General features: G+C 68.7%; 18 protein-coding genes, 1 tRNA gene and 1 pseudogene. 15 read left to right on the plus strand and 5 right to left on the minus strand.

What is annotated here, in order from left to right; genetic code table 11:
- Positions 1 to 367 precede the first annotated feature (367 nt).
- The 3 genes from Q4P07_RS09590 (at position 368) to Q4P07_RS09600 (ending at position 5,931) form a co-directional block, all read left to right on the plus strand.
- Positions 368 to 973: a hypothetical protein gene (locus Q4P07_RS09590; protein ID WP_303374692.1), complete on the plus strand. Its 606-nt coding sequence runs from the start codon at positions 368 to 370 to the stop codon at positions 971 to 973.
- A 78-nt stretch (positions 974 to 1,051) separates the two neighbouring features.
- Positions 1,052 to 2,320 (plus strand): MFS transporter, encoded by a 1,269-nt coding sequence (locus tag Q4P07_RS09595; RefSeq protein WP_303374693.1) that lies wholly within the window; start codon positions 1,052 to 1,054, stop codon positions 2,318 to 2,320.
- The gene (locus tag Q4P07_RS09600; protein ID WP_303374694.1) at positions 2,317 to 5,931 is read left to right on the plus strand and encodes a hypothetical protein; all 3,615 of its coding nucleotides are present in this window, start codon (positions 2,317 to 2,319) and stop codon (positions 5,929 to 5,931) included. The genes Q4P07_RS09595 and Q4P07_RS09600 overlap by 4 nt, the downstream gene beginning before the upstream one ends.
- 316 nt (positions 5,932 to 6,247) lie before the next feature.
- Here Q4P07_RS09600 and mscL read toward each other — a convergent pair whose 3' ends face one another.
- The 3 genes from mscL to Q4P07_RS09615 form a co-directional block, all read right to left on the minus strand.
- Positions 6,248 to 6,649, minus strand: a complete 402-nt coding sequence (mscL, locus tag Q4P07_RS09605; RefSeq protein WP_303374695.1) for a large conductance mechanosensitive channel protein MscL — start codon at positions 6,647 to 6,649, stop codon at positions 6,248 to 6,250.
- 207 nt (positions 6,650 to 6,856) lie between these two features.
- The gene (locus tag Q4P07_RS09610) at positions 6,857 to 7,498 is read right to left on the minus strand and encodes an SAF domain-containing protein (protein ID WP_303374696.1); all 642 of its coding nucleotides are present in this window, start codon (positions 7,496 to 7,498) and stop codon (positions 6,857 to 6,859) included.
- Between the two features lie 40 nt (positions 7,499 to 7,538).
- Positions 7,539 to 7,928 (minus strand): FmdB family zinc ribbon protein, encoded by a 390-nt coding sequence (locus Q4P07_RS09615; RefSeq protein WP_303374697.1) that lies wholly within the window; start codon positions 7,926 to 7,928, stop codon positions 7,539 to 7,541.
- A gap of 59 nt (positions 7,929 to 7,987) precedes the next feature.
- On the opposite strand from Q4P07_RS09615, the gene Q4P07_RS09620 reads away from it, so the two are divergent.
- A complete protein-coding gene (locus tag Q4P07_RS09620; RefSeq protein WP_303374698.1) occupies positions 7,988 to 10,966 on the plus strand; it encodes a penicillin acylase family protein in 2,979 nt (992 codons plus the stop codon).
- Here the strand turns inward: Q4P07_RS09620 and Q4P07_RS14355 are convergent.
- A pseudogene (locus tag Q4P07_RS14355) lies at positions 10,850 to 11,386 on the minus strand (5-formyltetrahydrofolate cyclo-ligase); the annotation flags it as partial. The gene Q4P07_RS09620 and the pseudogene Q4P07_RS14355 overlap by 117 nt on opposite strands.
- A 62-nt stretch (positions 11,387 to 11,448) precedes the next feature.
- Here Q4P07_RS14355 and glp point away from each other — a divergent pair.
- The 9 genes from glp to Q4P07_RS09670 all read left to right on the plus strand — a co-directional run bounded on the left by glp (position 11,449) and on the right by Q4P07_RS09670 (position 18,923).
- A complete protein-coding gene (gene glp / locus Q4P07_RS09630; RefSeq protein ID WP_303374699.1) occupies positions 11,449 to 12,726 on the plus strand; it encodes a gephyrin-like molybdotransferase Glp in 1,278 nt (425 codons plus the stop codon).
- Positions 12,723 to 13,214, plus strand: a complete 492-nt coding sequence (gene moaC / locus Q4P07_RS09635; RefSeq protein ID WP_303374700.1) for a cyclic pyranopterin monophosphate synthase MoaC — start codon at positions 12,723 to 12,725, stop codon at positions 13,212 to 13,214. The genes glp and moaC overlap by 4 nt, the downstream gene beginning before the upstream one ends.
- On the plus strand, positions 13,211 to 13,834 hold the full coding sequence (locus Q4P07_RS09640) for a GNAT family N-acetyltransferase (RefSeq protein WP_303374701.1): 624 nt from the start codon (positions 13,211 to 13,213) through the stop codon (positions 13,832 to 13,834). The genes moaC and Q4P07_RS09640 overlap by 4 nt, the downstream gene beginning before the upstream one ends.
- Positions 13,835 to 13,988: 154 nt before the next feature.
- A complete protein-coding gene (locus Q4P07_RS09645; protein ID WP_303374702.1) occupies positions 13,989 to 14,930 on the plus strand; it encodes a hypothetical protein in 942 nt (313 codons plus the stop codon).
- Between the two features lie 48 nt (positions 14,931 to 14,978).
- Positions 14,979 to 15,051 (plus strand) — tRNA-Ala (locus Q4P07_RS09650).
- A gap of 140 nt (positions 15,052 to 15,191) precedes the next feature.
- Positions 15,192 to 16,196: an ornithine carbamoyltransferase gene (gene argF / locus Q4P07_RS09655; protein WP_303374703.1), complete on the plus strand. Its 1,005-nt coding sequence runs from the start codon at positions 15,192 to 15,194 to the stop codon at positions 16,194 to 16,196.
- A gap of 104 nt (positions 16,197 to 16,300) precedes the next feature.
- Positions 16,301 to 16,759, plus strand: a complete 459-nt coding sequence (locus Q4P07_RS09660) for a PH domain-containing protein (protein ID WP_303374704.1) — start codon at positions 16,301 to 16,303, stop codon at positions 16,757 to 16,759.
- 137 nt (positions 16,760 to 16,896) lie between these two features.
- A complete protein-coding gene (locus Q4P07_RS09665) occupies positions 16,897 to 18,513 on the plus strand; it encodes a PH domain-containing protein (RefSeq protein WP_303374705.1) in 1,617 nt (538 codons plus the stop codon).
- An 8-nt stretch (positions 18,514 to 18,521) separates the two neighbouring features.
- On the plus strand, positions 18,522 to 18,923 hold the full coding sequence (locus Q4P07_RS09670) for a tetratricopeptide repeat protein (protein WP_303374706.1): 402 nt from the start codon (positions 18,522 to 18,524) through the stop codon (positions 18,921 to 18,923).
- A gap of 10 nt (positions 18,924 to 18,933) precedes the next feature.
- Here Q4P07_RS09670 and Q4P07_RS09675 read toward each other — a convergent pair whose 3' ends face one another.
- Complete coding sequence (locus Q4P07_RS09675; protein ID WP_303374707.1) at positions 18,934 to 20,538, minus strand: dolichyl-phosphate-mannose--protein mannosyltransferase; 1,605 nt, start codon at positions 20,536 to 20,538, stop codon at positions 18,934 to 18,936.
- A 66-nt stretch (positions 20,539 to 20,604) separates the two neighbouring features.
- Here Q4P07_RS09675 and Q4P07_RS09680 point away from each other — a divergent pair, with 66 nt between their 5' ends.
- Together Q4P07_RS09680 and Q4P07_RS09685 are read left to right on the plus strand one after the other, a co-directional pair.
- Positions 20,605 to 21,303, plus strand: a complete 699-nt coding sequence (locus Q4P07_RS09680) for a succinate dehydrogenase cytochrome b subunit (protein WP_303374708.1) — start codon at positions 20,605 to 20,607, stop codon at positions 21,301 to 21,303.
- Between the two features lie 16 nt (positions 21,304 to 21,319).
- On the plus strand, positions 21,320 to 21,824 hold a 505-nt coding region (locus Q4P07_RS09685; RefSeq protein ID WP_303374709.1), incomplete at its 3' end, for an FAD-binding protein.

The raw sequence follows: 21,824 nt of genomic DNA on the forward strand, positions 1-21,824 counted from the left end.
ACCTTGAGACGGCATGTGACGACCTTATCGGCTGCATAATTTATATCAAGGGGTTACAACAAGAGCACATATTTCTGGGCGAAGGGAAAGATTTGAGCAAGGGGGTCGTCTTGAGCCGGAACCGAGATAACGGTCGACGAGGGAGGGGAGTGCACCATGTGTCGATTTTTCTGAGCGATGATGGGAAGGGTGCACCTCGAGAAGGTCGGCCGCGCCGACCTGATCGTCGCCCCCGCTCTCGTCCTCGCCCTCCAGAGCCTGGTAGGCATGCCGATCGCGAACGCGATGCTGCGCACATACGTCGCCAGGCGGGTGGCGGCGGGCGTGTATGCCGCTCCGATAGGCGATCGGAGTTGCCGAAGACCCGGTGTCCCCCGAAGAGCCCGCGAGACCCGAGGTTCGGACACTGATCCCGGAGCGGTTCCAGGAGGGCACGTTCCTGATTGCTCTCGTTTTCGCGTTCGCCTGGGGCGCCATCGCACTGGGCGCGTGGACCGGGATCAACGCCGGGGTGTGGGCGCTGCTGCTCGGCCTGGGCGGACGTGCCGTGGGGATCCTTCTCGACGCCACGCTGTACAAAGCCAACGCCTTCGGTTTCGTGATGCCGGTCATCATCATGGTCGTGCTCGCCTCGATGTCCACAGCGAGTTGGGACTCCGTCGTGACCTCATTCGCTCCGGCGATCGCCGTGCTCATCGCCGCAGTCGTCGGGATCATCCTGTTTGCTGGGCTCGCGTCCCGCGTGGTCGGTGGGATCCGCTCAAAGGCTTGCCGGTCGGGCTCACTGCGCTGTTCGGCTTTCCTGCCGACTACATGCGCTGCCAGGAGATCAGCCGATCGCTCGGGAGAGACGAGCGTGAGGATGAGTCGATCATGGAACGACATCTACATCCCGATACTCATCGGTGGCTTCACGACGGTCACGCTGTCCTCCGTCGTCGTCGCCTCGATCCTGGTCTCTACCTTGGTGTGACCGCGACGCACGGCAGGCTCAGCTGACCCCGACCACACGCGGGCTGAGGGGTCGATGCGTTCTGTCAGAATCACCCTCATGACCTCGTCGCTGCCCGTGCTCGCCGACGCCGACGTCCGGCACGTCCAGCAGCGCACGCTGATCACTCTGATGGGGAGCCAGACCCTCGGGGGCATCGGGGTGGCCAGCGGCATCGCGGTGGCCGCCATCGTCGCGGCAGACGTGAGTGGCCGTGACGCGCTGTCCGGACTGGCCAACACCACCCAGGTGCTCGGCGGCGCGCTCTTCACGGTGCCGATCGCCGCCATGATGGGACGGTGGGGTCGTCGCTCCGGGCTGACCACGGCATACCTGATCGGCGCCGTCGGCGCGGTGCTGGCAATCACCGCCACCACGCTCGGGGAGTTCTGGCTGCTCCTGCTGGGCACCACGCTGTTCGGCGCCTCGACCACGGCCAACTCTCAGGCGAGGTATGCGGCGACAGACCTGTCCGCGCCCGAGCGTCGTGGGCGGCAGTTGAGCTGGGTCGTGTGGGCCACCACCATCGGGTCCGTGCTGGGACCCAACATGATCGGGCCGGGCAAGGCGGTCGCAGGGCTGCTCGGACTCCCGCCGCTGGCTGGTGCCTGGGTGTTCTCGGCCGTCGGCTTCGTGCTGGCCGCGCTCATCCTGCACTTTGCGCTGCGGCCGGACCCTCTTTTGCTCTCTCGCCAACTGGCAGGAGCGGAAGAGGATGCGACGCTGCCACGTGGGCACGTTGGGCACGGGCTGGGGATCATCTGGCGCACGCCCGCCGCGCTGTGGGGGACCGCAGCCCTCACGGTCGGGCATGTGGTCATGGTGAGCGTCATGGTGATGACACCGCTCCACATGGTCCACGGCGACGCTGCGATCGAGCTCATCGGCCTGGTGATCAGCCTGCACATCCTCGGCATGTACGGACTGTCGCCGGTGGCCGGCCAACTCACCGACCGGTGGGGCGCGCCCAAGGTCGTGCTGCTCGGTGTGGGCCTGCTGGTCCTGGCCTGCTATCTGTCCGGGATCTCCCAGGACGGCCATTCCAGCACGCTGACCGCTGGTCTGATCGTGCTCGGTCTGGGGTGGTCCTGCACGATGGTGGCCGGGTCCGGGACGGTGGCTGGGGCGGTGCCCGTGGGGCAGCGCGCTTCGGTCCAGGGCGCAGCCGATCTGGTCATGGGCCTGTCGGCCGCGACAGGCGGGGGCCTGGCGGGCGTCGTCATGGATTTCTGGTCCTACGGTGCCCTGTGCGTCGTCGCGGCGATAGCGGCACTCGCGCTGGGAGCCTTCACGGTCACGCGGCTGCAAGTCGTTAGCCTGAAGAGGTGACCTCGCCCCGCTACACCCACTCCCTCGACCCAGCCCGGGTCGATACCGTCCAGCGCGCGCGGACGCGGTGGCGCCATGAGGTCGCTGACCTCGGCGGTCCCAACACCCTCCTGTGGCACCGCACCTCGCTCACCGGCACCTTCGATCTCAACCTGGCCCACCCCGGTGGGGTCGCAAAGCTGCTTTCTGGGCGACCGACCCTCCTGTCCGAGCTGGTCCGCGCGCACGTCGCCTTCCTGGACGCCTCACGTCGCATCGGCGCCATTCGCGACAAGATCAGCGAGCTCCGGCGAGAGCACGGCATCGAGGCCGGCTTCCTGGCGATCGGCCTGGCCACCTGGACCCTGCACCGGGTGCCGGTCCCACCACGCGCACCGGTGCTGCTCCGCGCCTGCACGATCCGCCCGGTGGACGCAGCACACAGCGACTACACGATCGAGCTGCACGAGGACGTCGTCTTCAACCCCGTCCTCGAGCACTACCTGCGCAGCGAGGCCCACCTCGAGCTTGACCCCGCCATGCTCGCCGGGCTCTCTTCGCAGAGCCACGGTTTCGACCCGCGGATGACCTACCAGGCGCTGGAGCAGATCTGCCAGGAGATGGCCGGCTTCGCGATCGGTCCCCAGATGGTCATCGACACCTTCCCCTGGGCCAAGCTTCCTCTGGTCACGGCCTACACGGGTGCGGCGCGGAGACTGGCGGAGCACGATGTGGTCGCGGCGCTCGCTGGCGCGGACGTGTCATTGACGTCGCAGGGTCCCGACCCGGAGCGTGCCGACGACCCCCAGCGAGAGCTCTCCGCGCTCGACGCCGACCACGCTCAGCGGTTGGTCATCGATGAAGCCCTGCAGGGTGTCAGCCTGGCGCTTGACACCCCGACCGGCACCGGCGCGACCCAGACGGTCGCCAACGTGGTGGTCGGCGCGCTGTCCGAGGGACGTACCGTCCTGGTCTGCTCTGAGGAGCGGTCGGCGTTGGAAGGCCTGCAGCGCCGGCTGGAGGCCGTCGGCCTCGGCGACCTCTGCCTTCACCTCGCCGAAGACCCGGCGTCGATGCGGCGTGCCCTGGCCCAGGTCCGGCAAGCCGTCGACCAGCTCCCGCGAGAAGACGAGCCGGAGATCGGGCCCGATCCATTGCCCGCCCGTACGGCCGCTCTCGAGGTGCTGCAACGTGAGCATGACCTCCTCAGCCACCACCATGAGCCCTGGGGACTCTCGCTGCCAGACCTGGAGGAGTCTCTGGCCGTCCTCGCAGCACTCGACCATCCACCTTCCTCCAAGGTGCGGCTCCCCCTCAAGGTGCTCCGTGCCATCGGAGACGAGGAGCTCTCCGCCGCCAGCGATGCGCTCGTGGAGGTCGCCGACGCAGGCGCCTGGCCGGGCGGACGCATCCCAGACCCTTGGTATGGGGCGCGCCTGACCTCGCACGACGAAGCTGCCCGAGCCCAGGAAATCGTGGCGCGCCTCGTCACCGGAGATTTCACCCGAGCGCGAGAACTCGCCGACCGGATCGCTCAGGCGGCCGGGATGCCCAGCCCTGTCAATCTGCAGCAGTGGGGATCGTCGCTCGACCTGATCGCGCGGGCGAGCCAGACTCTCGACGCCTTTTCCCCGCGCATCTATGACGCTCCGCTGGTCGACATGGTCGCGGCCACCGCTGCGCGGGACGAGGTCGTCGAGCGCCCCGGGGCCGTGGCCCGGGCGCGGCTGCGACGTCAGGTGCGCTCGTTGCTGCGGCCTGGCACGCCACCACCCGATCTTGCCGATCGGGTGCGGTGGGCGCGCGACGAACGTGACGAGTGGGAGAAGGTGGCAGGAAGGGCGGCCCGCCCTGCGGCGCCCGAAGGGTGGGAGGAAGCCTTCAGTGCCTACGCCCCGGTCGGAGAAGACCTGACCTGGCTCGAAGGGGTGCTCGCGGGGACCGGTGTCGGCAACGGCATGGAGTTGTCGACGGTCCATCTGGACACCGTGCTCGAGCGCCTCGTGACCCTCGATGCCCGTGCGGACCGGGCCCCGACGGCGGCTACCGCATACCCGCTCCTCCAACCGCTGCGTGACCAGGGCCTCGGCGACGTGGTGGATGACCTCGCCCGACGCGGTGTGGCGGCGGACAAGGTCGGCGCCGAGGTCCGCTTCGTGCACCGGTCATCGGTGCTGAGCCACCTGCGTTCGGGCGTGCTGGAGCACCGTGCCCCGGCCGAGACGGTCCGCGACGCGGAGCGGGCCTTCCGCAAGGCTGACCGCCTCCATCTGGAACGCAATGCCCGACGGGCGCGCAGGGCGGTGCTGCGCCGCTTCAACCGCGCGCTCGCTGGGCACGCCTCGCAGGTCACGGCCTGGGAACGAGCGCTGGAGGCCTCCATGGTCGGTGCCGTCGATGTGCGCGACGTCATCAGCCGGGCGCCGGACGTGGTGCTCGCGGCCACACCGGTGATCATGGCCTCGTCGCTGGTCGTGCCCGCGGTGCTTCCACCGGACATGGTCTTCGACCTCGTCGTGGTGGATCGCGCTGGGCGGACCACCACCGCACGGGCCGTGCCGGCGATCGCGCGCGGTCGTCAGGTGCTGGTCGTCGGTGACAGCGGTGGCCTCGGTCCTCGACCATTCTCGGTCGTCGCAGATCCTCGCCTCGAGGGTGACCTTGGCGAGTACGCCGGCACCTCGCTCCTGCAGGATGCCTCGCTGGTGCTCCCGGTCCGGCACCTGCAGACGCACTACCGGGCGCTCGACCAGGGGCTCGTCGCGCCGTTGGCGTCAGTCATGCCCACCCCTGTGCACAGCTTTCCTGGCACGGGGCGAGATCCGGCCATCCGTGAGCACGTCGTAGGCGGAGCCGTGAGCGAGTTGGTCGCGGCAGCCGTCCGGATCGCGGTGGACCTGGCCCGCTCCGCGCCCCAGGAGAGCCTGATGCTGATCACCGACGACGACGCAATGACCGAGGACGTTTCGCTGGCCCTGCGTGCCGCGCTGGTGCCCGAGGGGGACCACCGCGACCAGGATCCGGTGCTCTCGGCGGTCCTCGGCGATGACGACCCGAGCGCGGAGCCGTGCGTCGTCCGGCCGGCCCCCTCGACCGCTGGCGAGGTGCGCGACAGGGTCGTGTGGGTCAGCGGACCGCAAGCCGCTCGCGACGACCGCGTCGCGGCAGCCGTGGTGGCCTCTGCACGCAGATCCGTCGATATCGTGACGGCCGTGGCGGCCCAGGACTGGCCCGCCGGTGCAGGTAAGGACCTGCTGAACCGGGCGCTGCAGTTTGGCGCGCAGCCGCACCGCGGCAACCGGTCCGCGGTCCTGGCTGAGCTGGTCCGGCGGCTGCGCACCGAGGGACTCAGCGTGCAGGAAGGATTCGGTCACGGCCCCCACGTCATCGACGTGGCGGTGTCTTCTGGGGAGGACGACACCACCCGACCGGTCGCGATCGACAGCGACGCGGCGACGGGCTCGGGAGCAGCCGCGCCCGGCCGTGACGCGGTCCGGCTCCGGCATGATCAGCTGGCGCGGATGGGTTGGATCCCGCTCCGGATCCGAAGCACCGACGTCTTCGCCGATCCCGCTCGCGAGGTGGCGCGCGTCGTGCAGGCAGTCCGGGACGCGGGTCAGCGGCTCTCGTGAGCACCCCGCAGCAGCCAGCACCTGGGCGGAGACGACGGCGCACTCATCGACGGTTCTGCGCCCCGCCGACCAACCCGTCCGCCGATCAGTCCGACGACGTCGCGACGGGCAACCGTCTGGTCGTGCACGAGGACGAGTCGAGCCGGTCTGACACGCCTCGCGACCGCTGGATAAAGGAGCAACGGCCCCCCCATTGGGATTGACCGGGGGACGTCGCATCCCCCGTGAGACAGCAGACCCCGGCACGCTGGTCGCGTGCCGGGGTCTGTCGTTGTCAACGGCTGGCGGGGCCTCGGCCCCGCAGCGCGACGGGTGCTTACAGGTTGCCCTCGCGACGAACGGCAAGGAGGTCGCGGATCTCGCGGAGGGTGGCCACCTCGTCCGTGACCTCCACGGCGGGCTCCAGCCCACCGTGACGACGCTCGTTGAACTTGTTCATCGGGACGACGAAGGCGAGGTAGACGACCAGCGCGGTGAGCAGGAAGACGATCAGCGCGTTGATGATGGCGGCGAAGTCCATGTAGGTGGACGGGTTGCCCTTGAGGATCTCGAAGCCGAGGCCCGAGGCGTTGGCCCCACCGGCCGCGTTGAGCAGCGGCGTGATGATGCTGCCGACGACGACCTCAACAACCTTGGCGAAGGCGACGCCGATGACGAGGGCGACCGCCAGGTCGACAACGTTGCCGCGCATAATGAATTCTTTGAAGCCTTGGATCATGATTCTCCTTGTTCTCACCGCACAATAGGCGGAGCCCAGGACAAAGCCCTGGTTGGTTTTGGTATGGGTGGCTCATAGCGTCGGTGCCCTGAGCCCGGCAGATCCTAGTCGAGAAGAGATGAGACCGCAATCTTCAGCAGGGTGACGCCCTCGGCTCCGGCTTCCTAGCCGCTGATGATGGGAGTCGGGCTTGTCGGCCGGGTTGGGTCAGCCAGCAGGCTGAAGGATCGACACGATGAGTGACCCGCCCGCCGGATCTGCCCCTCGCGCAGCGGCCAGCGCGGCCGCTCCTGGCGGCGGGAGCCCGAGCCAGACACCGCCGGCCTCCCCGGACCACACGGCCAGCACGAGTGCCCCGCCGACCGCGACCGCCCCGTCGATCGGAGAGTGCACATCGACGTGGGTCCCGGCCCGGACCGCCGAAAGCACAGCCGGCTCGGCCAGCGGCAGGAAGATCGCCGTCATCTCCGGACCGTGGCCTGTCAGCAGACCCCCAGCGTCAAGATCGGCGCCGGTGACGACCTCGCCGGGGGACAGGACGGAGGCCGCCGATCGACCGGCAACCGAGGCCAGCGCGTGCACCGAGCCCTCGGGGACGGCGTCTGCCGGCAACTCTCGCACCTGCAGCACTGCGGGACCCAAGGGAGCACCGATCGCAACGCTCTCCGAAGCGACGACGACGGACACGGTCCCGGGGAGGGGGCGGGTCAGAGCGAGACGGGCCGCGCCGCCCACCGCGAGTGCGGCCAGGCCCGCAGCGAGCATCCGTCGCAGGGGCACTCGATGACGGGCGAGCAGGCCAGACCCAGCGCGGTCGCGCCGGCGTGACGGGAGCGAAGAGGTGGGCACGTCACGACGTTAGGTGCACCCCGCCCCTACCGGCACCTGATCAGGGAGAGCCTGTGGACGAACTCGAGCCGGCGGCCGAGGATGTGGAAGAGGACGCCCCCGACGCACTGGGGGCCTTCTTCCCCTGGGGAGCTGCTCCGCTCTTGTCCTTGCCGGCACCGGACTTGTCGGACTTGTCGGATTTCTCAGCAACCGCAGGCTTGTCCGAGTCCTTCCCCGAGGAGCTTGCCGAGGCCGAGCCCTTCTCCGAGCCGCTCCGGGAATCGGTGCGGTAGAAGCCGGACCCCTTGAAGACGACGCCGACGGCGCTGAACACCTTGCGCAGCGTGCCGTCGCAGGTGGGACAGGTCGTCAGGGCGTCATCGGTGAAGGCCTGCTGGATGTCGAAGGAGTGACCGCAGTCCTTGCAGACGTATGAATAGGTGGGCACGAGCCGTGATTCTACGTCGCCTCCATGAGTGTCCTCATCACGTGACCTAGGCTTGCCCCGTGTCCCGTCCGCTGTGGCAGCGTCTGGCCGTGCCGCTCGCGGCGATCCTGGTGGTCGTCGTCGTTGCCGCGGCCGTCCTCGGCGTGGGGTTGACCCGTCGGTCGTTCCCGCTGACCACGGGCGAATTGGAGGTCCCCGGCCTCAGTGCGCAGGTCGAGGTGATCCGCGATGCGCAGGGTACGGCGCACATCTACGCCGACACCCCAGAGGACCTTTTCCGGGGGCAGGGCTTCGTGGCCGCCCAGGAACGCTTCTTCCAGATGGATCTGCGTCGCCACATCACGGCGGGCCGGCTCAGCGAGTTGGTCGGGGAGGGGGGTGTCGAGACGGACAAGGTGATCCGCACCATGGGGTGGCGCAAAGTCGCCGAGCAGGAGCTTTCCCTCCTCAGCCCTCAAGCACGCTCCTACCTGCAGTCCTACTCCGCAGGCGTCAATGCCTACATCGAGAGCCGCAGTGGGCCGTCGGCCATGGCGCTGGAGTATGTCGTGCTCGCTCAGTCGGCGCCGGGCTACCAGGTCGAGCCGTGGACCGAGATCGACTCCCTGGCCTGGCTCAAGGCGATGGCCTGGGATCTGCGCGGAAACTACACCGATGAGCTCACCAGGGGCCTGCTCGTCGGCAAGATCTCGCTGCCGCAGCTCGCCGCTCTCTATCCCGACTATCCCTACGACGCGCACCCCACGATCCTCTCGCCGGACGAGTGGGCCCCGCGTGCGCCCTCTCCCGTCAACGCCGACACGAGGGGTGGCACCAAGGGGGCCTCGGCGCTCGACCCGTCCGCCGACCCGGCCGACCAGGCGCAGGTCGGGCAGCCAGCACCATCGAGCACGCCGACGGGCGAGGCCAACCAGGAATGGCTGGCCGGGCGGGACGCAAAGGAAGCGCTCCTCGACACCTCCGTGGCGTTGGCTGCGGTGCCGGAGCTGCTCGGTCAGGGTGAAGGCATCGGATCCAACTCCTGGGTCGTCTCCGGCGAGCACACGACTACGGGTAAGCCCATCCTGGCGAACGACCCCCACCTGAGCGTCACCCAGCCCAGCCTGTGGCTGCAGGCGGGGCTGCACTGCCGGGTGGTCTCCGAATCCTGCCCCTACGACGTGACGGGCTTCACCTTCGCCGGCTTCCCCGGGGTCATCATCGGACACAACCAACGCATGGCCTGGGGTTTCACCAACCTCGACCCGGATGTGACCGACTTCTACCTCGAGGACCTGCGTGGCGACACGGTGCGCCGCGGCTCCGAGTTCGTCGATCTGGCCGTCCGCGACGAGGTCATCAAGGTCGCCGGTGGCGAGGACGTGCCGATCACGATCCGGGAGACCTCGCACGGGCCGATCCTCTCCGACGTCATGGCGGACATGGCCGACCTCGGCGAGAACGCACCCCTCGGCGGCTCGGAGACCTCCAACGACTATGCAGTGTCCCTGGCCTGGACCGCACTGGAACCGGCACGGACGGCAGAGGCCGTCTTCGCCCTCAACGCGGCCACCGACTGGGACGCCTTCCGTTCGGCGGCACGTCTCTTCGCGGTGCCGTCGCAAAACCTCATCTACGCAGACGTCGACGGCAATATCGGCTATCAGGCCCCCGGGCAGGTGCCGATCCGCAAGGCGGCGACCCACGCCACGCCTCCGGGCTTCTATCCGGCTCCCGGGTGGGAAAGCGCCTACGACTGGCAGGGCTTCGTGGACTTTGAGGACATGCCCTTCGTCTACAACCCGCAGGACGGGATCATCGTCACGGCCAACCAGGCGGTGACCCGAGGGTCACGTCCATTCCTGACGACGGAGTCCGACAAGGGCTACCGGTCTGCACGGATCGGCGACCTGCTCCAGGCCGCGATCAAGCAGGGTCCGGTGTCGGTCGAGACCATGGGGCAGATCCAGCTGGACGACCACAACACGTTCGCCGAGCGACTGGTGCCCTACCTGCTCGCGGCGGACCTCGACGAGTCCTTCTACACCCAGGCCCAGGCCTTGCTGAGCAACTGGGACTTCACCGCGCCGGCAGCGGGTGAGCAGTCTGCAGCCGCCGCCTACTTCTATGCCGTCTACGACGAGCTGCTCAAGACGGTGCTGGACGATGAGCTGCCGCCGGGCCTGGGCGCCAGCGGCAGCGCCCGTTCCATGCTCCTCATGGAGAACCTCCTCGCCACCCCGGACAGCCCTTGGTGGGATGACCGCACCACCGTCGGGGTCGTCGAGTCACGCGACGAGGTGATCCGCTCCGCGATGACGGAGGCACGGCTTGACCTGACGCGACAGATCTCCAAGAACCCAGCTGACTGGTCCTGGGGAAAGCTCCACCAGGTCCGCCTCGAGCACGAGGTCCTCTCCGGGGATGCCGTGCCCGCCCTCGTCCGGGGCATCTTCGGACAGGGCCCTCGGCCCGTCTCCGGCAGCAGCGCAATGGTCAACGCGATGAACTGGGACGCCTCCGAGGAGACCTTCGAGGTCACCTCGGCGCCCTCCATGAGGATGGTGGTCGACCTCTCCGACCTGGACGCCTCGACCTGGGTCAACCACACCGGCAACTCGGGTCACCCGTTCCACCCCCACTGGTCGGACCAGACGGACGAGTGGATCGCGGGGGAGACCTTCCCGTGGCCGTTCACCCGGGACGCGGTGGACGGATCCGGGCAGGACACGCTCATCCTCAAGCCGGCTGCTGACCGCCGCAGACCGCCGCTGACCGTCGCAGCGAGCGCCTCCGGCTCAGCCTCCTTCGGCTCAGCCCTCGTCCGCTGCGCCGTCTTCGGCCAGGATCGCCGGGATGGGCACGATCCCCGACGCCGGTCTGAGCACCGCGTCGACGACGAGGTCGTGCGAGTCCGCGGGCACGGCTGGCACGACCTCGTGGTCGTGCAGCACCACAACGACCGGAGCGCCGCCCGCGAGCTCGCGTGCCGCCGGCAGCGTCGTGTCGTAGTAGCCCCCGCCCTGTCCCAGGCGCACCCCGTCTGCAGAGATCGCTAGCGCAGGGATGAAAAACAGGTCCACGTCCTTCATCGCCCTGGTGCCCAGAGGCAAGCGGTCTGGGTCGTCCAGGTCGGCCCAGTCCAGGTCCGGCCTGGCCAGGGTGATCGGCACCAGCACCCGCACCCCGGCTGCTCGGAGGGCGTCGGTGAGCCCGTCCACGGGTGGCTCGGTGCGCATCGGCTCGTAGGCCGTGACCGTCATCCCGGCGACATCCTCCCGACCCAGCGCCTCGCCATACCTGCGCAGATAACCAAGTCCTGCGGAGCCGAGGGCCTCTCCTGCGGCGGCGCGCGCAGCGGCGTCCCAGTCGCTCACGACCTCGCGCCGCGCAGCCCGGACCAGGGCGCGCCAGGTCACTTTGTCGGCGACGATGTCACCGGAGGGTTGATACGGCGGCAGCAGCGATGGGGTGCTCATCGGTCCATTGTGCGGCGTGCTGATTAGGCTGGGCGGCAGTCCCTACACGAAAGGTCCGGTCGATGATCACGGTCGCGGAGCACCTCGAAAATATCCTGAGTCAGGTCAGCCGCGGGGCCACGGTGCTGCTGCCCGTCCCCGGTGCGCACGGACTGGTCACCGTCGCCGACGTCGTCAGCCGCGCTGATCTGCCGCGCTTCGACAACTCCTCGATGGACGGCTATGCCGTGCGGCGCGAGGACCTGATCGGCGTCACGGCCGAGACGCCCAGGTTGATCCCGGTGGTCGGCGACATCGCGGCCGGCGACGCGCCAGCCCACCAGCACGTCGAGGGCAAGGCCTGGCGGATCATGACCGGCGCCCCGATGCCGGAGGGTGCCGACGCTGTCGTCCCCGTCGAGGACACCGACGGACATGTGCGTGAGGCGCAGTTCCGGGCGGAGCCGTCCGAGGGCGCCAACATCCGGAGGGCGGGCGAGGACGTGCGCGTGGGTGACGTCGTGGTGCCGGCCGGGACACGCCTGGGCGCGGCGCAGATAGCGGCCCTCATCTCCGCAGGCGTGCAGGAGGTCGAGGTCGTCTCGCCGGTGCGTGTGGCGATCTTGTCCACCGGTGATGAGCTGGTGCAGTTCGGTGAGGAGGTCGGGGAGGGGCAGATCGTCGACTCCAACGGGCCGATGCTCGAGGCGCTCGTGCGGGAGGCCGGTTTCTACCCCGTATTCGTCGGCAACCTCCCCGATGACGAGGCCGTGACGCGCAAGGAGATCCGCCGCCACCTCGACTACGCCGACGCGATCATCACCACCGGTGGCGTGAGCATGGGCGCCTACGACATCGTCAAGAAGGTGCTCGCCGGCGAGGGGTCGATGGAATTCCTCCAGGTGCAGATGCAGCCGGGCAAGCCGCAGGGTTTTGGGTTGCTGGGCAAACGCAACGTGCCGGTGTTCACGCTGCCGGGCAACCCGGTGAGCGCCCTGGTGAGCTTCGAGGTTTTCGTGCGACCTGCGCTGCTCAAGGTCGCGGGCCGGTCGGAGTCCTCAGACACGACGACGGGCTATGCGATGACGTCCTGGCGCACGTCGCCGGAGCGGGAGACCTACACGCGGGTGCGCCTGTCCAGAGATGCCACTGGTGCGTATGCCGTGACGCCGGGCGGGGCCGGCTCGCACCTCCTGGGTGGGCTGGCGATGGCTGACGCACTCGCGGTGTCTCACGCCGACGACGACCAGGTCGTCGCCGGGTCCGAGGTCCAGCTGCACTTCCTCCGGCCACGGGCCGAGGTCGACGCGCGGCTCGATGCACAGGGACAGGCGAGCGGGGAAAAGGGTGAGGGCCGGTGACCGATCCAGGCGCTGCCGGCGGCCTCACCCACCTGCGCAGTGATGGCACCGCCCACATGGTCGACGTGACGGCCAAGGCGGTCACCGCTCGGGCGGCCAGCGCCGAGGGGATGGTGTTGTTGTCTGCGGTCGCGGTGGCGGCGCTCCGTGGAGGTGCGGTCCCTAAGGGCGACGCCTTGGGCGTGGCGCGCATCGCTGGCATTCAGGCGGCCAAGCGGACTCCGGACCTCATCCCCCTGTGCCACCCGATCGCGGTCCATGCCGTCGAGGTCGACCTGGACGTGCGTGACGAGGGGGTCCATATCGCGGCCACCGTCCGCACCGCGGACCGCACGGGCATCGAGATGGAGGCGTTGACCTGCGTCAGCGTCGCCGCCCTCGCGCTCATCGACATGATCAAGGCGGTCGACAAGCTCGCGACCATCACGGATGTCCGGGTGACGGCCAAGTCCGGAGGTCGCTCCGGCGACTGGGTGCGCCCGGAGTGAGCTGGCAGTGGCCGGTCTCAGTCGCCACTGACCTTCCCACCGGCCAGCACCTTGCGCTGCGTGCGCTGCGTCGCAGCGACAGGGCGCAGTGGCAGGTCGTTCGCGAGCGCAACCATGAGCGGCTCGCGGCCTGGGAGGCGACGGTGCCGGGAGAGTCCTCGACCCGCACGCCTTTTGGCCAGCTCCGGCGAGGCTCGGACAGAGCAGCCCGGGCCGGTGCTGCGCTGCCTTTCGTGATCGAGGTGGATGGGACCCTGGTGGGTGCCATGCAGCTCTTCGACGTGATCTGGAGCTCGCGTCGAGCAGGCTCGGCGGGCTACTGGCTCGACCGCGAAGCGACCGGCCGCGGCTACGCGACCTGGGCCCTGGCGCTGCTTATCGACCACGTGCTCCTTGGCATCGGCCTGCACCGGGTCGAGGTCGCGATCCTGCCGCACAACGCCCCGAGCCTGGCCGTCGCGGCTCGCCTCCGGCTGCCCGAGGAGGGCCTGCGACGTGGCCTGATGCACGTCGAGGGGCACTGGCGCGACCATCGAGTCTTTGCCGTCGTCGCCGAAGACGTGGCCCCGGGGGGCTACGCGCAGGGTGGGCTCATCCGACTCTTGCGCCGGACCGCCTGACGTTGCGCAGACAACCGGCTCGGTCGCACCAGATTGCCCGGTTGGTCGGCAGGCCAGGGGACCAGAGCCAGATCCCGTCAGTCACAGGGGAAACTTGCGCGACACTCCGCAGGCCTCGCCGCAAGGTGGGACGCCTGCGCCTAACGTGAGCGGCGTGCCCCCCTTGAGCAGCCTCATCTTCGTCGTCATCCTGGCGGTCTGGGCTGTCTATCTCATCCAGCACTGGGTCCGACGCCGCGATCATCTGGCCACCGCTCGCTCGGTCGACCGGTTCTCGGAGTCCATGCGTGTCCTTGAACGCAGGCGTGCGCTACCCAAGCCAGACCTGGCTGAACGAGCGCCGCGCTCCTACTCCGTCTCACCGCTGCGGCCCGCACGGCCCCAGGTGGTCATCAAGAGGCGCGCCTCCCGGACGGCCACGCCCGTGACGGCCACTGCAGGCCTGCAGCGCGCCGGCGCGACCGTGGTGGCGCCCTCGCGCCAGTTCCGGCGTGCTCGTTTCACCGCCCGCCTGCGTGCCGCGGGTCTGCTGAGCGGATCGCTGACCATGGTCACGCTGGTCGGGCTGTCGCTGGCCAGGCTGGTGCCGTCGTGGGCTGCGCTCGTCGGCATCCTCGTCCTGGGTGCCGCGGTCGGGGCCGTGCGCTGGTCAGCCAGTGCGGAACGCGCACGTCGCCGCACGGCGCACGCCAAGACCTCTCGATCGCTCCGGCCCGCCGCGCGCCCTGCTGCCCCCGTCGAGGTCCCGGCTCCGGCCCACGCTTTCGCCCGCCAATCGCTGGCCGCGACCACCCGCACCGCTCGCCGTGCGGTTATCGCGCCACAACTCTACGACCTCGCGGAGGTGGAGGCCTCGTTGACAGACGTGGTCATGCCTGCCGAGCCTGAGGTCCTGCCGCCGCCGGGAGCCGCAGTCGCCAGTGAGGCGGCAGTGGGCACGTGGCAGCCGGTGCCCGTTCCACCACCTACCTACACCCTCAAGGCGAAGGCCTATCGCGCGGACCTCACCGGTGGTGCCCAGTTGCCGGCTGACGGCACCGAGATGGCTCTGGAGGAGGAGTTCGAGGACCTCCCACGCGTCGAGCGAGTGGGCTGAGGATGTGTCAGAGCAGCCGGCCCGGTGATATAGTCAGTAGCTGCACAAGGGGCTGTGGCGCAGTTGGTAGCGCGTCTCGTTCGCAATGAGAAGGTCCGGGGTTCGAATCCCCGCAGCTCCACCGACGAAGGCCCGGACTCTCTCTAGGAGTCCGGGCCTTCAGTTTTCCGGGCCTGTTCGGACGCGCCGGGGCAGAGGCGGGATAATGGTCTCCTTCGGCGAACGCAAGACGCCGTTGCCGAATGCGAGAAGGAGCACGCCATGGCCGTCAACCTACGAGGCCGCAGTCTGCTGTCGCTCATCGACGAGTCGCCTGAGGAGATCCACTTCCTCATCGACCTGGCGCGCACGCTCAAGGCCGAACACCGAGGGGGGACCGAGGAGCAGCGGCTCCGCGGCAAGGTAGTGGCCCTGATCTTCGAGAAGACCTCGACCCGCACCCGAGCCGCCTTCGAGATTGCCGCCTTCCACCAGGGCGCGCACGTGAGTTTTATGCAGCCGTCGACGACCCAGATCGGTCATAAGGAGTCGATCAAGGACAGCGCCCGGGTGCTAGGGCGGATGTATGACGCCATCGAGTATCGCGGCGCCAGGCAGGCCACCGTCCAGACCCTCGCCGCCTACGCCGGGGTGCCGGTTTACAACGGGCTCACCGACGAGTGGCACCCCACGCAGATGCTGGCCGACGCGCTCACCATGAGCGAGCACTGCGACAGGCCCCTGTCGGAGACCTCTTTTGCCTACCTCGGCGATGCCCGCAACAACACCGGGCACTCGCTCCTGCTCCTGGCCGCCAAGCTGGGGATGGACGTCCGGATCGCCGCACCCGCGCTGTTGGCGCCGAGTGAGGAGGTCACCGAGCTCTGCGAGGCCATCGCCGTCACCACCGGTGCCCGGTTGACGATCACTGACGACCCGGCGCAGGCGGTGTCCGGGGTCGACTTCGTGCATACGGACGTGTGGGTGTCCATGGGCGAGCCTGTCGATGCCTGGGACGTGCGGATCGATCTCCTCCTCCCCTACCAGGTCAACTCCGAGCTGATGGCTGCCACCGGCAACCCGAACGCGAAGTTCATGCACTGTCTGCCGGCCTTCCATGACACAGACACCGAGGTCGGTCAGGAGCTGATGGGCGCTCATCCCGAGCTCTCGAGCGGTCTGGAGGTCACGGACGAAGTCTTTGAGTCTGCGGCCAGCATCGTCTTCGAGCAGGCGGAGAATCGACTGCATACGGCCAAGGCGCTTATGGTGGCCACGCTGGCCTGACCGCTTGCTCGACCGCAGGCCCACATCGAGGGGAAACAGTGATGCAAGAACAGGGCAGCGGCCATGACGTCGGTCAATTCGTGCTGCGAGAGCCCGCTCACCACGTGAGTCCGAGAGCGATCCGCTACTGGGTCGTCAACGGATTGATCAGCGGGGTGGTGGGCTGGGTGGTGCTCTTCACAATCTACTGGTTCCTGCCGGATTCGTGGGCAGTATGGGCCGGACCGATCTTCATCCTCATCATGATCAGCAACCTGGTGGACGTGACTCTGGAGCCGCTGATCCGCTATCGCCGCACCCGGTGGGAGGTGTCCGGGGACAAAGTCTTTGCGCAGACCGGTTGGCTCTCCCGGGACCAGCGCATCGCGCCCTTGTCGCGCGTGCAGACGGTCGACACCCACCGTGGAGCGGTGATGCGCCTCTACCGTCTGGCCAACATCAAGGTGACCACCGCCTCGGCTTCTGGCCCCATCACGCTCACCTGCCTGGACACCGAGCTGGCTGACCGGGTGACCGCAGAGCTCGCGCGGATCACCGGCGAAACCACCGGCGACGCGACGTGAACCGACCGGACCTGCCACCTCCGGTGGGGCTACCGGTCGTGCCCCCGCCCACGAGCGTGCAAGGCCTGCGACCACCGACCGGGCAACCCGTCGTGCTGGCGTCAGCCTCGACCGGCGCGCCGGGTGTGCGCCCACCCATGGGCGAGGGCCGGGGGCTCGCCGCTGATGAGGGGTGGCAGCGACTGAGCCGCAGGATGCTCCTCGTGCACCCGGTGCGCACGCTCTGGTCGATGGCCTTCCCCTTAGCGATCGCGTTCTTCGGTGCCACCCGTGGGGACGGGGCCAACCCTTGGTGGATCTGGGTGGGCATCGCCGGTGGTGTGATCGCGCTGCTCGCGGGTGTCTTCACCTGGTTCATCACCCGCTATCGCTTCACCGACGAGCAGCTCCAGCTCCGCACCGGGCTGCTCAGCAGGCGGATGTTGACGGCTCCGCTGGACCGGGTCCGCAGCGTTGATATCGAATCCTCTCCGGTGCACCGCGTCCTTGGCTTGGCCAAAGTCAAGATCGGCACCGGCGTGGACTTGAGCCGGATCGAGCTGGACGGGTTGAGCCAGCAGCAGGCGGCGGACCTGCGCACCTACCTGCTCCGTCGTTCGCAGATCACCAGGGGCGGGCCGGATGGCTTGGGCGCGGGGGAACCGGCTGGCAGTGCCCGCGGGGAGTCGGGCGGACCCCACGCGCACGAGCAGGGTGAAGGGAGCACCGGGCCGGGCGCCGGGACATACCCGCCAAGCACAGTGCAGATGCAGCCGGAAGTCGAGCTCGCCCGGATCGACTGGAGCTGGTTGCGGTTCGCGCCGTTCAGCCTGTCCAGCCTGGTCGTCGTGGCTGGTGCCGTGGGTGTGCTCGCGCAGTTCGGCGACGAACTGCCGATCGACCAGGTCGAGGTCGCTCAGGACGCCTGGACCTGGCTAGCGGCCAGGGCGGTGCTGATCCTGGCCGCCGCCGCAACGGTGGCTGTCGCTCTCGGATGGGTGCTGCTCTCGACCCTGAGCTATGTCATGACCTGGTGGAACCTGCGGGTGGTGCGGGAGCCCAATGGGAACCTCCGCGTGACCCGCGGCCTGCTCACCACGCACAGCCAGACGATCGAACGTGCCAAGGTGCGCGGGGTGGTCATGGGGGAGCCCTTCCTGCTGCGCTTCGTCAAGGGTGCCGAACTCTCTGCCATCGCGACCGGGATCGGGGCAGGCGGCTCCGCGAAGGTGCTGCCGCCCGCGCCACGCCAGGTCGTCACGCAGATCGGCCACGAGCTCCTCGAAGAGGCTGGGCCGCTGACGATGTCGCTGACCGGGCACGGTCCGCAGGCTCGGCGACGCATCCACGTGCGTCACCTATGGACGACGCTCATCCTCACCGGGCTGGTCGCCATCCCGACCTATCTGATCCCCTGGGGGTGGTTCGAGCTGTTCCCGTGGTGGCTGCCGGTCGCCGTACTCATCGTGGTGGGCCCGCTCAACCTGCTCCTGGCCGAGAGCACCTGGCGCAACCTCGGCCATGGTCTGACGCAGGCGCACCTGGTCGTGCAGACGGGGACGGTCATCCGTACGAGAGAGGCTCTGGAACGGGCGGGGATCATCGGGTGGGTCATCCATCAGGGCTTCTTCCAGCGCCGCCGTGGGTTGTCGGACCTGAGCGCGACGACTGCCGCTGGCGCCGAAGTCGTCGTCGCACCCAACATCCCCCTCGAGCTGGCGGTCTCGCTCGCCGCGCGCGCGACCCCGGGAATGCTGGACGACTTCCTGACGTAGTCGGTGGCATGACTGACTTCCAGGACAGGCTCCAGAGGTTGACCGGGACGCCTGCGCAGGCGATGCCCTCGATCGAGCTGCCTCATGATGGGGCCCTGGACGACCACGCTCGCTACGACCGAGCGACTTTTGCCTTCGAGACCAAGGACTACCTGCACGCCGCGACGCTCCTGGAGCCGTTGGCGCAGGCCCACCCCTCCAACGCGGCGACCGTCCTCCTGCTGGCTCGCTCCTACTATCACTCGGCCCGGCTGGGCCGAGCTGAGGAGCTCCTGCGCGACATGGTCGAGCGGTGGCCGAGCGACGGCTACGCCCACCTGCTGCTGGCCCGGACCCTGCAACGGTCCGGCCGGGCGCAGGAGGGCGCCCGCCACCTCAAGATCGCCGAGGCGATGGGGTTGGACTCCTGAGCCGGGCCCGTCAGGTCCAGAAATCGAACCACATGCGCCACTGCCACTGACCCCGTGGGATCACGACAGCAGCCTGGACGGGGTAGTACCAGACGAACCAGGCGGTCGCCAGGACGAGATAGGCGACCACGACGGCGGCGCCCCAGCGGCGACGCCGTCGTGACGCGCGCTCCGGCCCGAGCACGAGTCCGAGGCAACAGACCACGACCAGCACGAGCCAGGGCACGAAGGCGACGGCATAGAAGCTGTAGATGGTGCGCGTCTGGTAGAGGAACCAGGGCAGCCAGCCTGCGACGATCCCGGCCAGCGCCGCACCTGCTCGCCAGTCGCGACCGAGCAGCCACAGGAAGAGCACCACGAGCAGACCCGCGCTCGCACCCCACCAGACGAAGATGTTGCCTAGTGAGGCGATGTAGTCGACGCAGTCGGAGACCTCACAGCCCTGCTCGCCGCGTTTGGGCCACTGCGCATAGAAAAGCGTTGGTCGCCACTGCACCGTCCAACTCCACGGGTTGGAGCTCCACTTGTGCTCGTTGTGGAGTCCGACATGGAAGGTCAGCATCTCGACGTGGTAGGCCCACAGCGAGCGGAGGGGGTCGGGCACCAGCGCGGCCAGGCTCCCGGGATCGGCCGGGTGGTCGCTGGCCCACTCACGCTTCCAGCCGCCCTGGGTCGCGAACCAGCCGGCCCAGGTGGCGACATAGGTGACGATCGTGACGGGCACCATGGTGAGGAAGGCAGGTATGCCGTCCCGCACCACCGTGCCGCTGAACCACCTCGGAGCGCCGGCCGCCCGGCGAGCTCCCAGGTCCCACCAGACCGTCATCAGACCGAAGACAGCCAAGAAGTAGAGACCCGACCACTTCGTCCCGGTGCACAAGCCCAGGCTCACCCCCGCGGCGAGCCGCCACCAACGCACCCCCAGACCGGGCCCCCACTGGCGGGCCCAGCCGCCCCAGGGCGTCCTCGCCCCGGGCCCGGCTCGTCGGTGCTCAGCCCACACCGGCCATCGTTGCGCCAGTCGACGACGGGCCTGTTCGCGGTCGAGCAGGAGAAACCAGAACGCCAGCAGCGCCCACCACATGACAAAGATGTCGAGCAGCCCGATGCGGGACTGGGTGAAGTGGTGCCCGTCGACGGCGAGCAGCGTCGACGCGGCGATCGCCAGCAGCGCGTTGTGCCACAGCATCCAGGCGACCCGACCGATGATCAGGATCGAGAGGGTGCCGACCACGGCCGAGGAGAACCGCCAGCCGAACGACGACTCCGGACCGAAGAGCAACTCTCCGGCGGCGATCATCCACTTGCCGACGGGCGGGTGAACCACAAGGTCAGGAACGGTGCCCCAGACGTCGGGAGTCCCGTTGGTAAAGAGGTCGTCCGGCTTGTCCAGCCCCTCCCGGATCTCCCGCTCGTAGCCGAACAGCCGCAGGGACCAGGCTTGCTTGACGTAGTAGGTCTCGTCGAAGACGAGTCGGTGCGGGTGCTCCAGCCGCCACAGGCGGACAGCGCCCCCGAGGACGGTGACGATCAGGATGCCGAGCCACGCGATCCGGTTGGCGCGCCCCAGCGACCGGGGCAGCGGCCCGAGCAGCCGCTCCCGCAGTGACTCCATACCGGACATGGTAGGTCGTGGGAGGGCCTTACCCCACCGTCGAGGCGAGAGTAGTAACCTGCGAGCGTGGCCACTACAACCCTTCCCGCGCGCCCGACCCGGACGGGTCCGCCCAGCGTCCTGCTGAAGATGATCATGGCCGTGACCGGCCTGTTCTTCCTCGGCTTCCTGCTGGTGCATATGTACGGCAACCTGCAGATCCTGCTGGGGCACGAGGCGTTCGACGAGTACGCCCACCACATCCGGACCTTCGGCGCGCCGATGCTGCCCGAGAGAGGCCTGCTGTGGGTCTTGCGGCTCGGCCTGCTCGCGGCGGTGGGGCTGCACATCTGGTCAGCTGTCACGCTGTGGGGCCGGGCCAACCGGGCACGACCGACGAAATATGTAGCCAAGCGCGTGACCTACGGCGGCTTCTACAGCAGGGCGATGCGCTGGGGCGGGCTGGCTATCGCGGCCTTCGTGATCTTCCACATCCTGCACTTCACCACCCAGACCGTCACGATCGGGGCGGCGCACGCCAGTCCGGCCGCACGGGTGGTGGACAGCTTCAGCCACTGGTGGGGAGTGCTGATCTATGTCGTCGCGATGATCTTCCTGGGCCTCCACCTTCTCCACGGCATCTGGGGCGCGGCCATGACTCTCGGTCTCAACACCTCCTTCAAGCGGGCCGAGCAGATCCGTTTTGTCTCGATCCTGGTCGTCACGATCGTCGTGGTCGGCTTCCTGATCCCGCCGCTGGGGATCCTGTTCGGGCTCGTCAAGTAGAGGACCTAGAAAAAATATGACTGATTCGCTGATCGACGGCCTCTACCGCGAAGGTGAGCCGATCGCCGACACCAAGGCGCCCGACGTCGAGGTGCCGCAGATGTGGACCCAACGCAAGTTCGACGCGGGCCTGGTCCAGCCGACCAACCGCAGCAAGTACTCCGTGATCATCGTCGGCACCGGTCTGGCGGGAGCGTCTGCGGCCGCGACCCTGGGCGAGGCCGGCTACCACGTCAAGTCTTTCTGCTACCAGGACAGCCCCCGCCGCGCGCACTCGATCGCGGCCCAGGGTGGCATCAACGCAGCAAAGAACTACAAGGGCGACGGCGACTCGGTCTACCGGCTCTTCTACGACACCGAGAAGGGCGGCGACTACCGCTCCCGGGAGACCAACACCTACCGGTTGGCCGAGGTCAGCGCCGACATCATCGATCAGTGCGTGGCCCAGGGCGTGCCCTTCGCCCGTGAGTACGGCGGCCTGCTCGACAACCGCTCCTTCGGTGGCGTCCAGGTCTCCCGCA

The organism is Ornithinimicrobium sp. (assembly GCF_030537745.1).
Lineage (GTDB): Bacteria > Actinomycetota > Actinomycetes > Actinomycetales > Dermatophilaceae > Ornithinicoccus.

Excerpts from the sequence above, each read along its gene's own strand:
- Q4P07_RS09595 (WP_303374693.1), top strand. The coding sequence starts at position 1,052 with ATGACCTCGTCGCTGCCCGTGCTCGCCGACGCCGACGTCCGGCACGTC.
- mscL (WP_303374695.1), bottom strand. The coding sequence starts at position 6,649 with ATGATCCAAGGCTTCAAAGAATTCATTATGCGCGGCAACGTTGTCGAC.
- glp (WP_303374699.1), top strand. The coding sequence starts at position 11,449 with ATGATCACGGTCGCGGAGCACCTCGAAAATATCCTGAGTCAGGTCAGC.
- argF (WP_303374703.1), top strand. The coding sequence starts at position 15,192 with ATGGCCGTCAACCTACGAGGCCGCAGTCTGCTGTCGCTCATCGACGAG.
- Q4P07_RS09665 (WP_303374705.1), top strand. The coding sequence starts at position 16,897 with ATGGGCGAGGGCCGGGGGCTCGCCGCTGATGAGGGGTGGCAGCGACTG.
- Q4P07_RS09670 (WP_303374706.1), top strand. The coding sequence starts at position 18,522 with ATGACTGACTTCCAGGACAGGCTCCAGAGGTTGACCGGGACGCCTGCG.
- Q4P07_RS09675 (WP_303374707.1), bottom strand. The coding sequence starts at position 20,538 with ATGGAGTCACTGCGGGAGCGGCTGCTCGGGCCGCTGCCCCGGTCGCTG.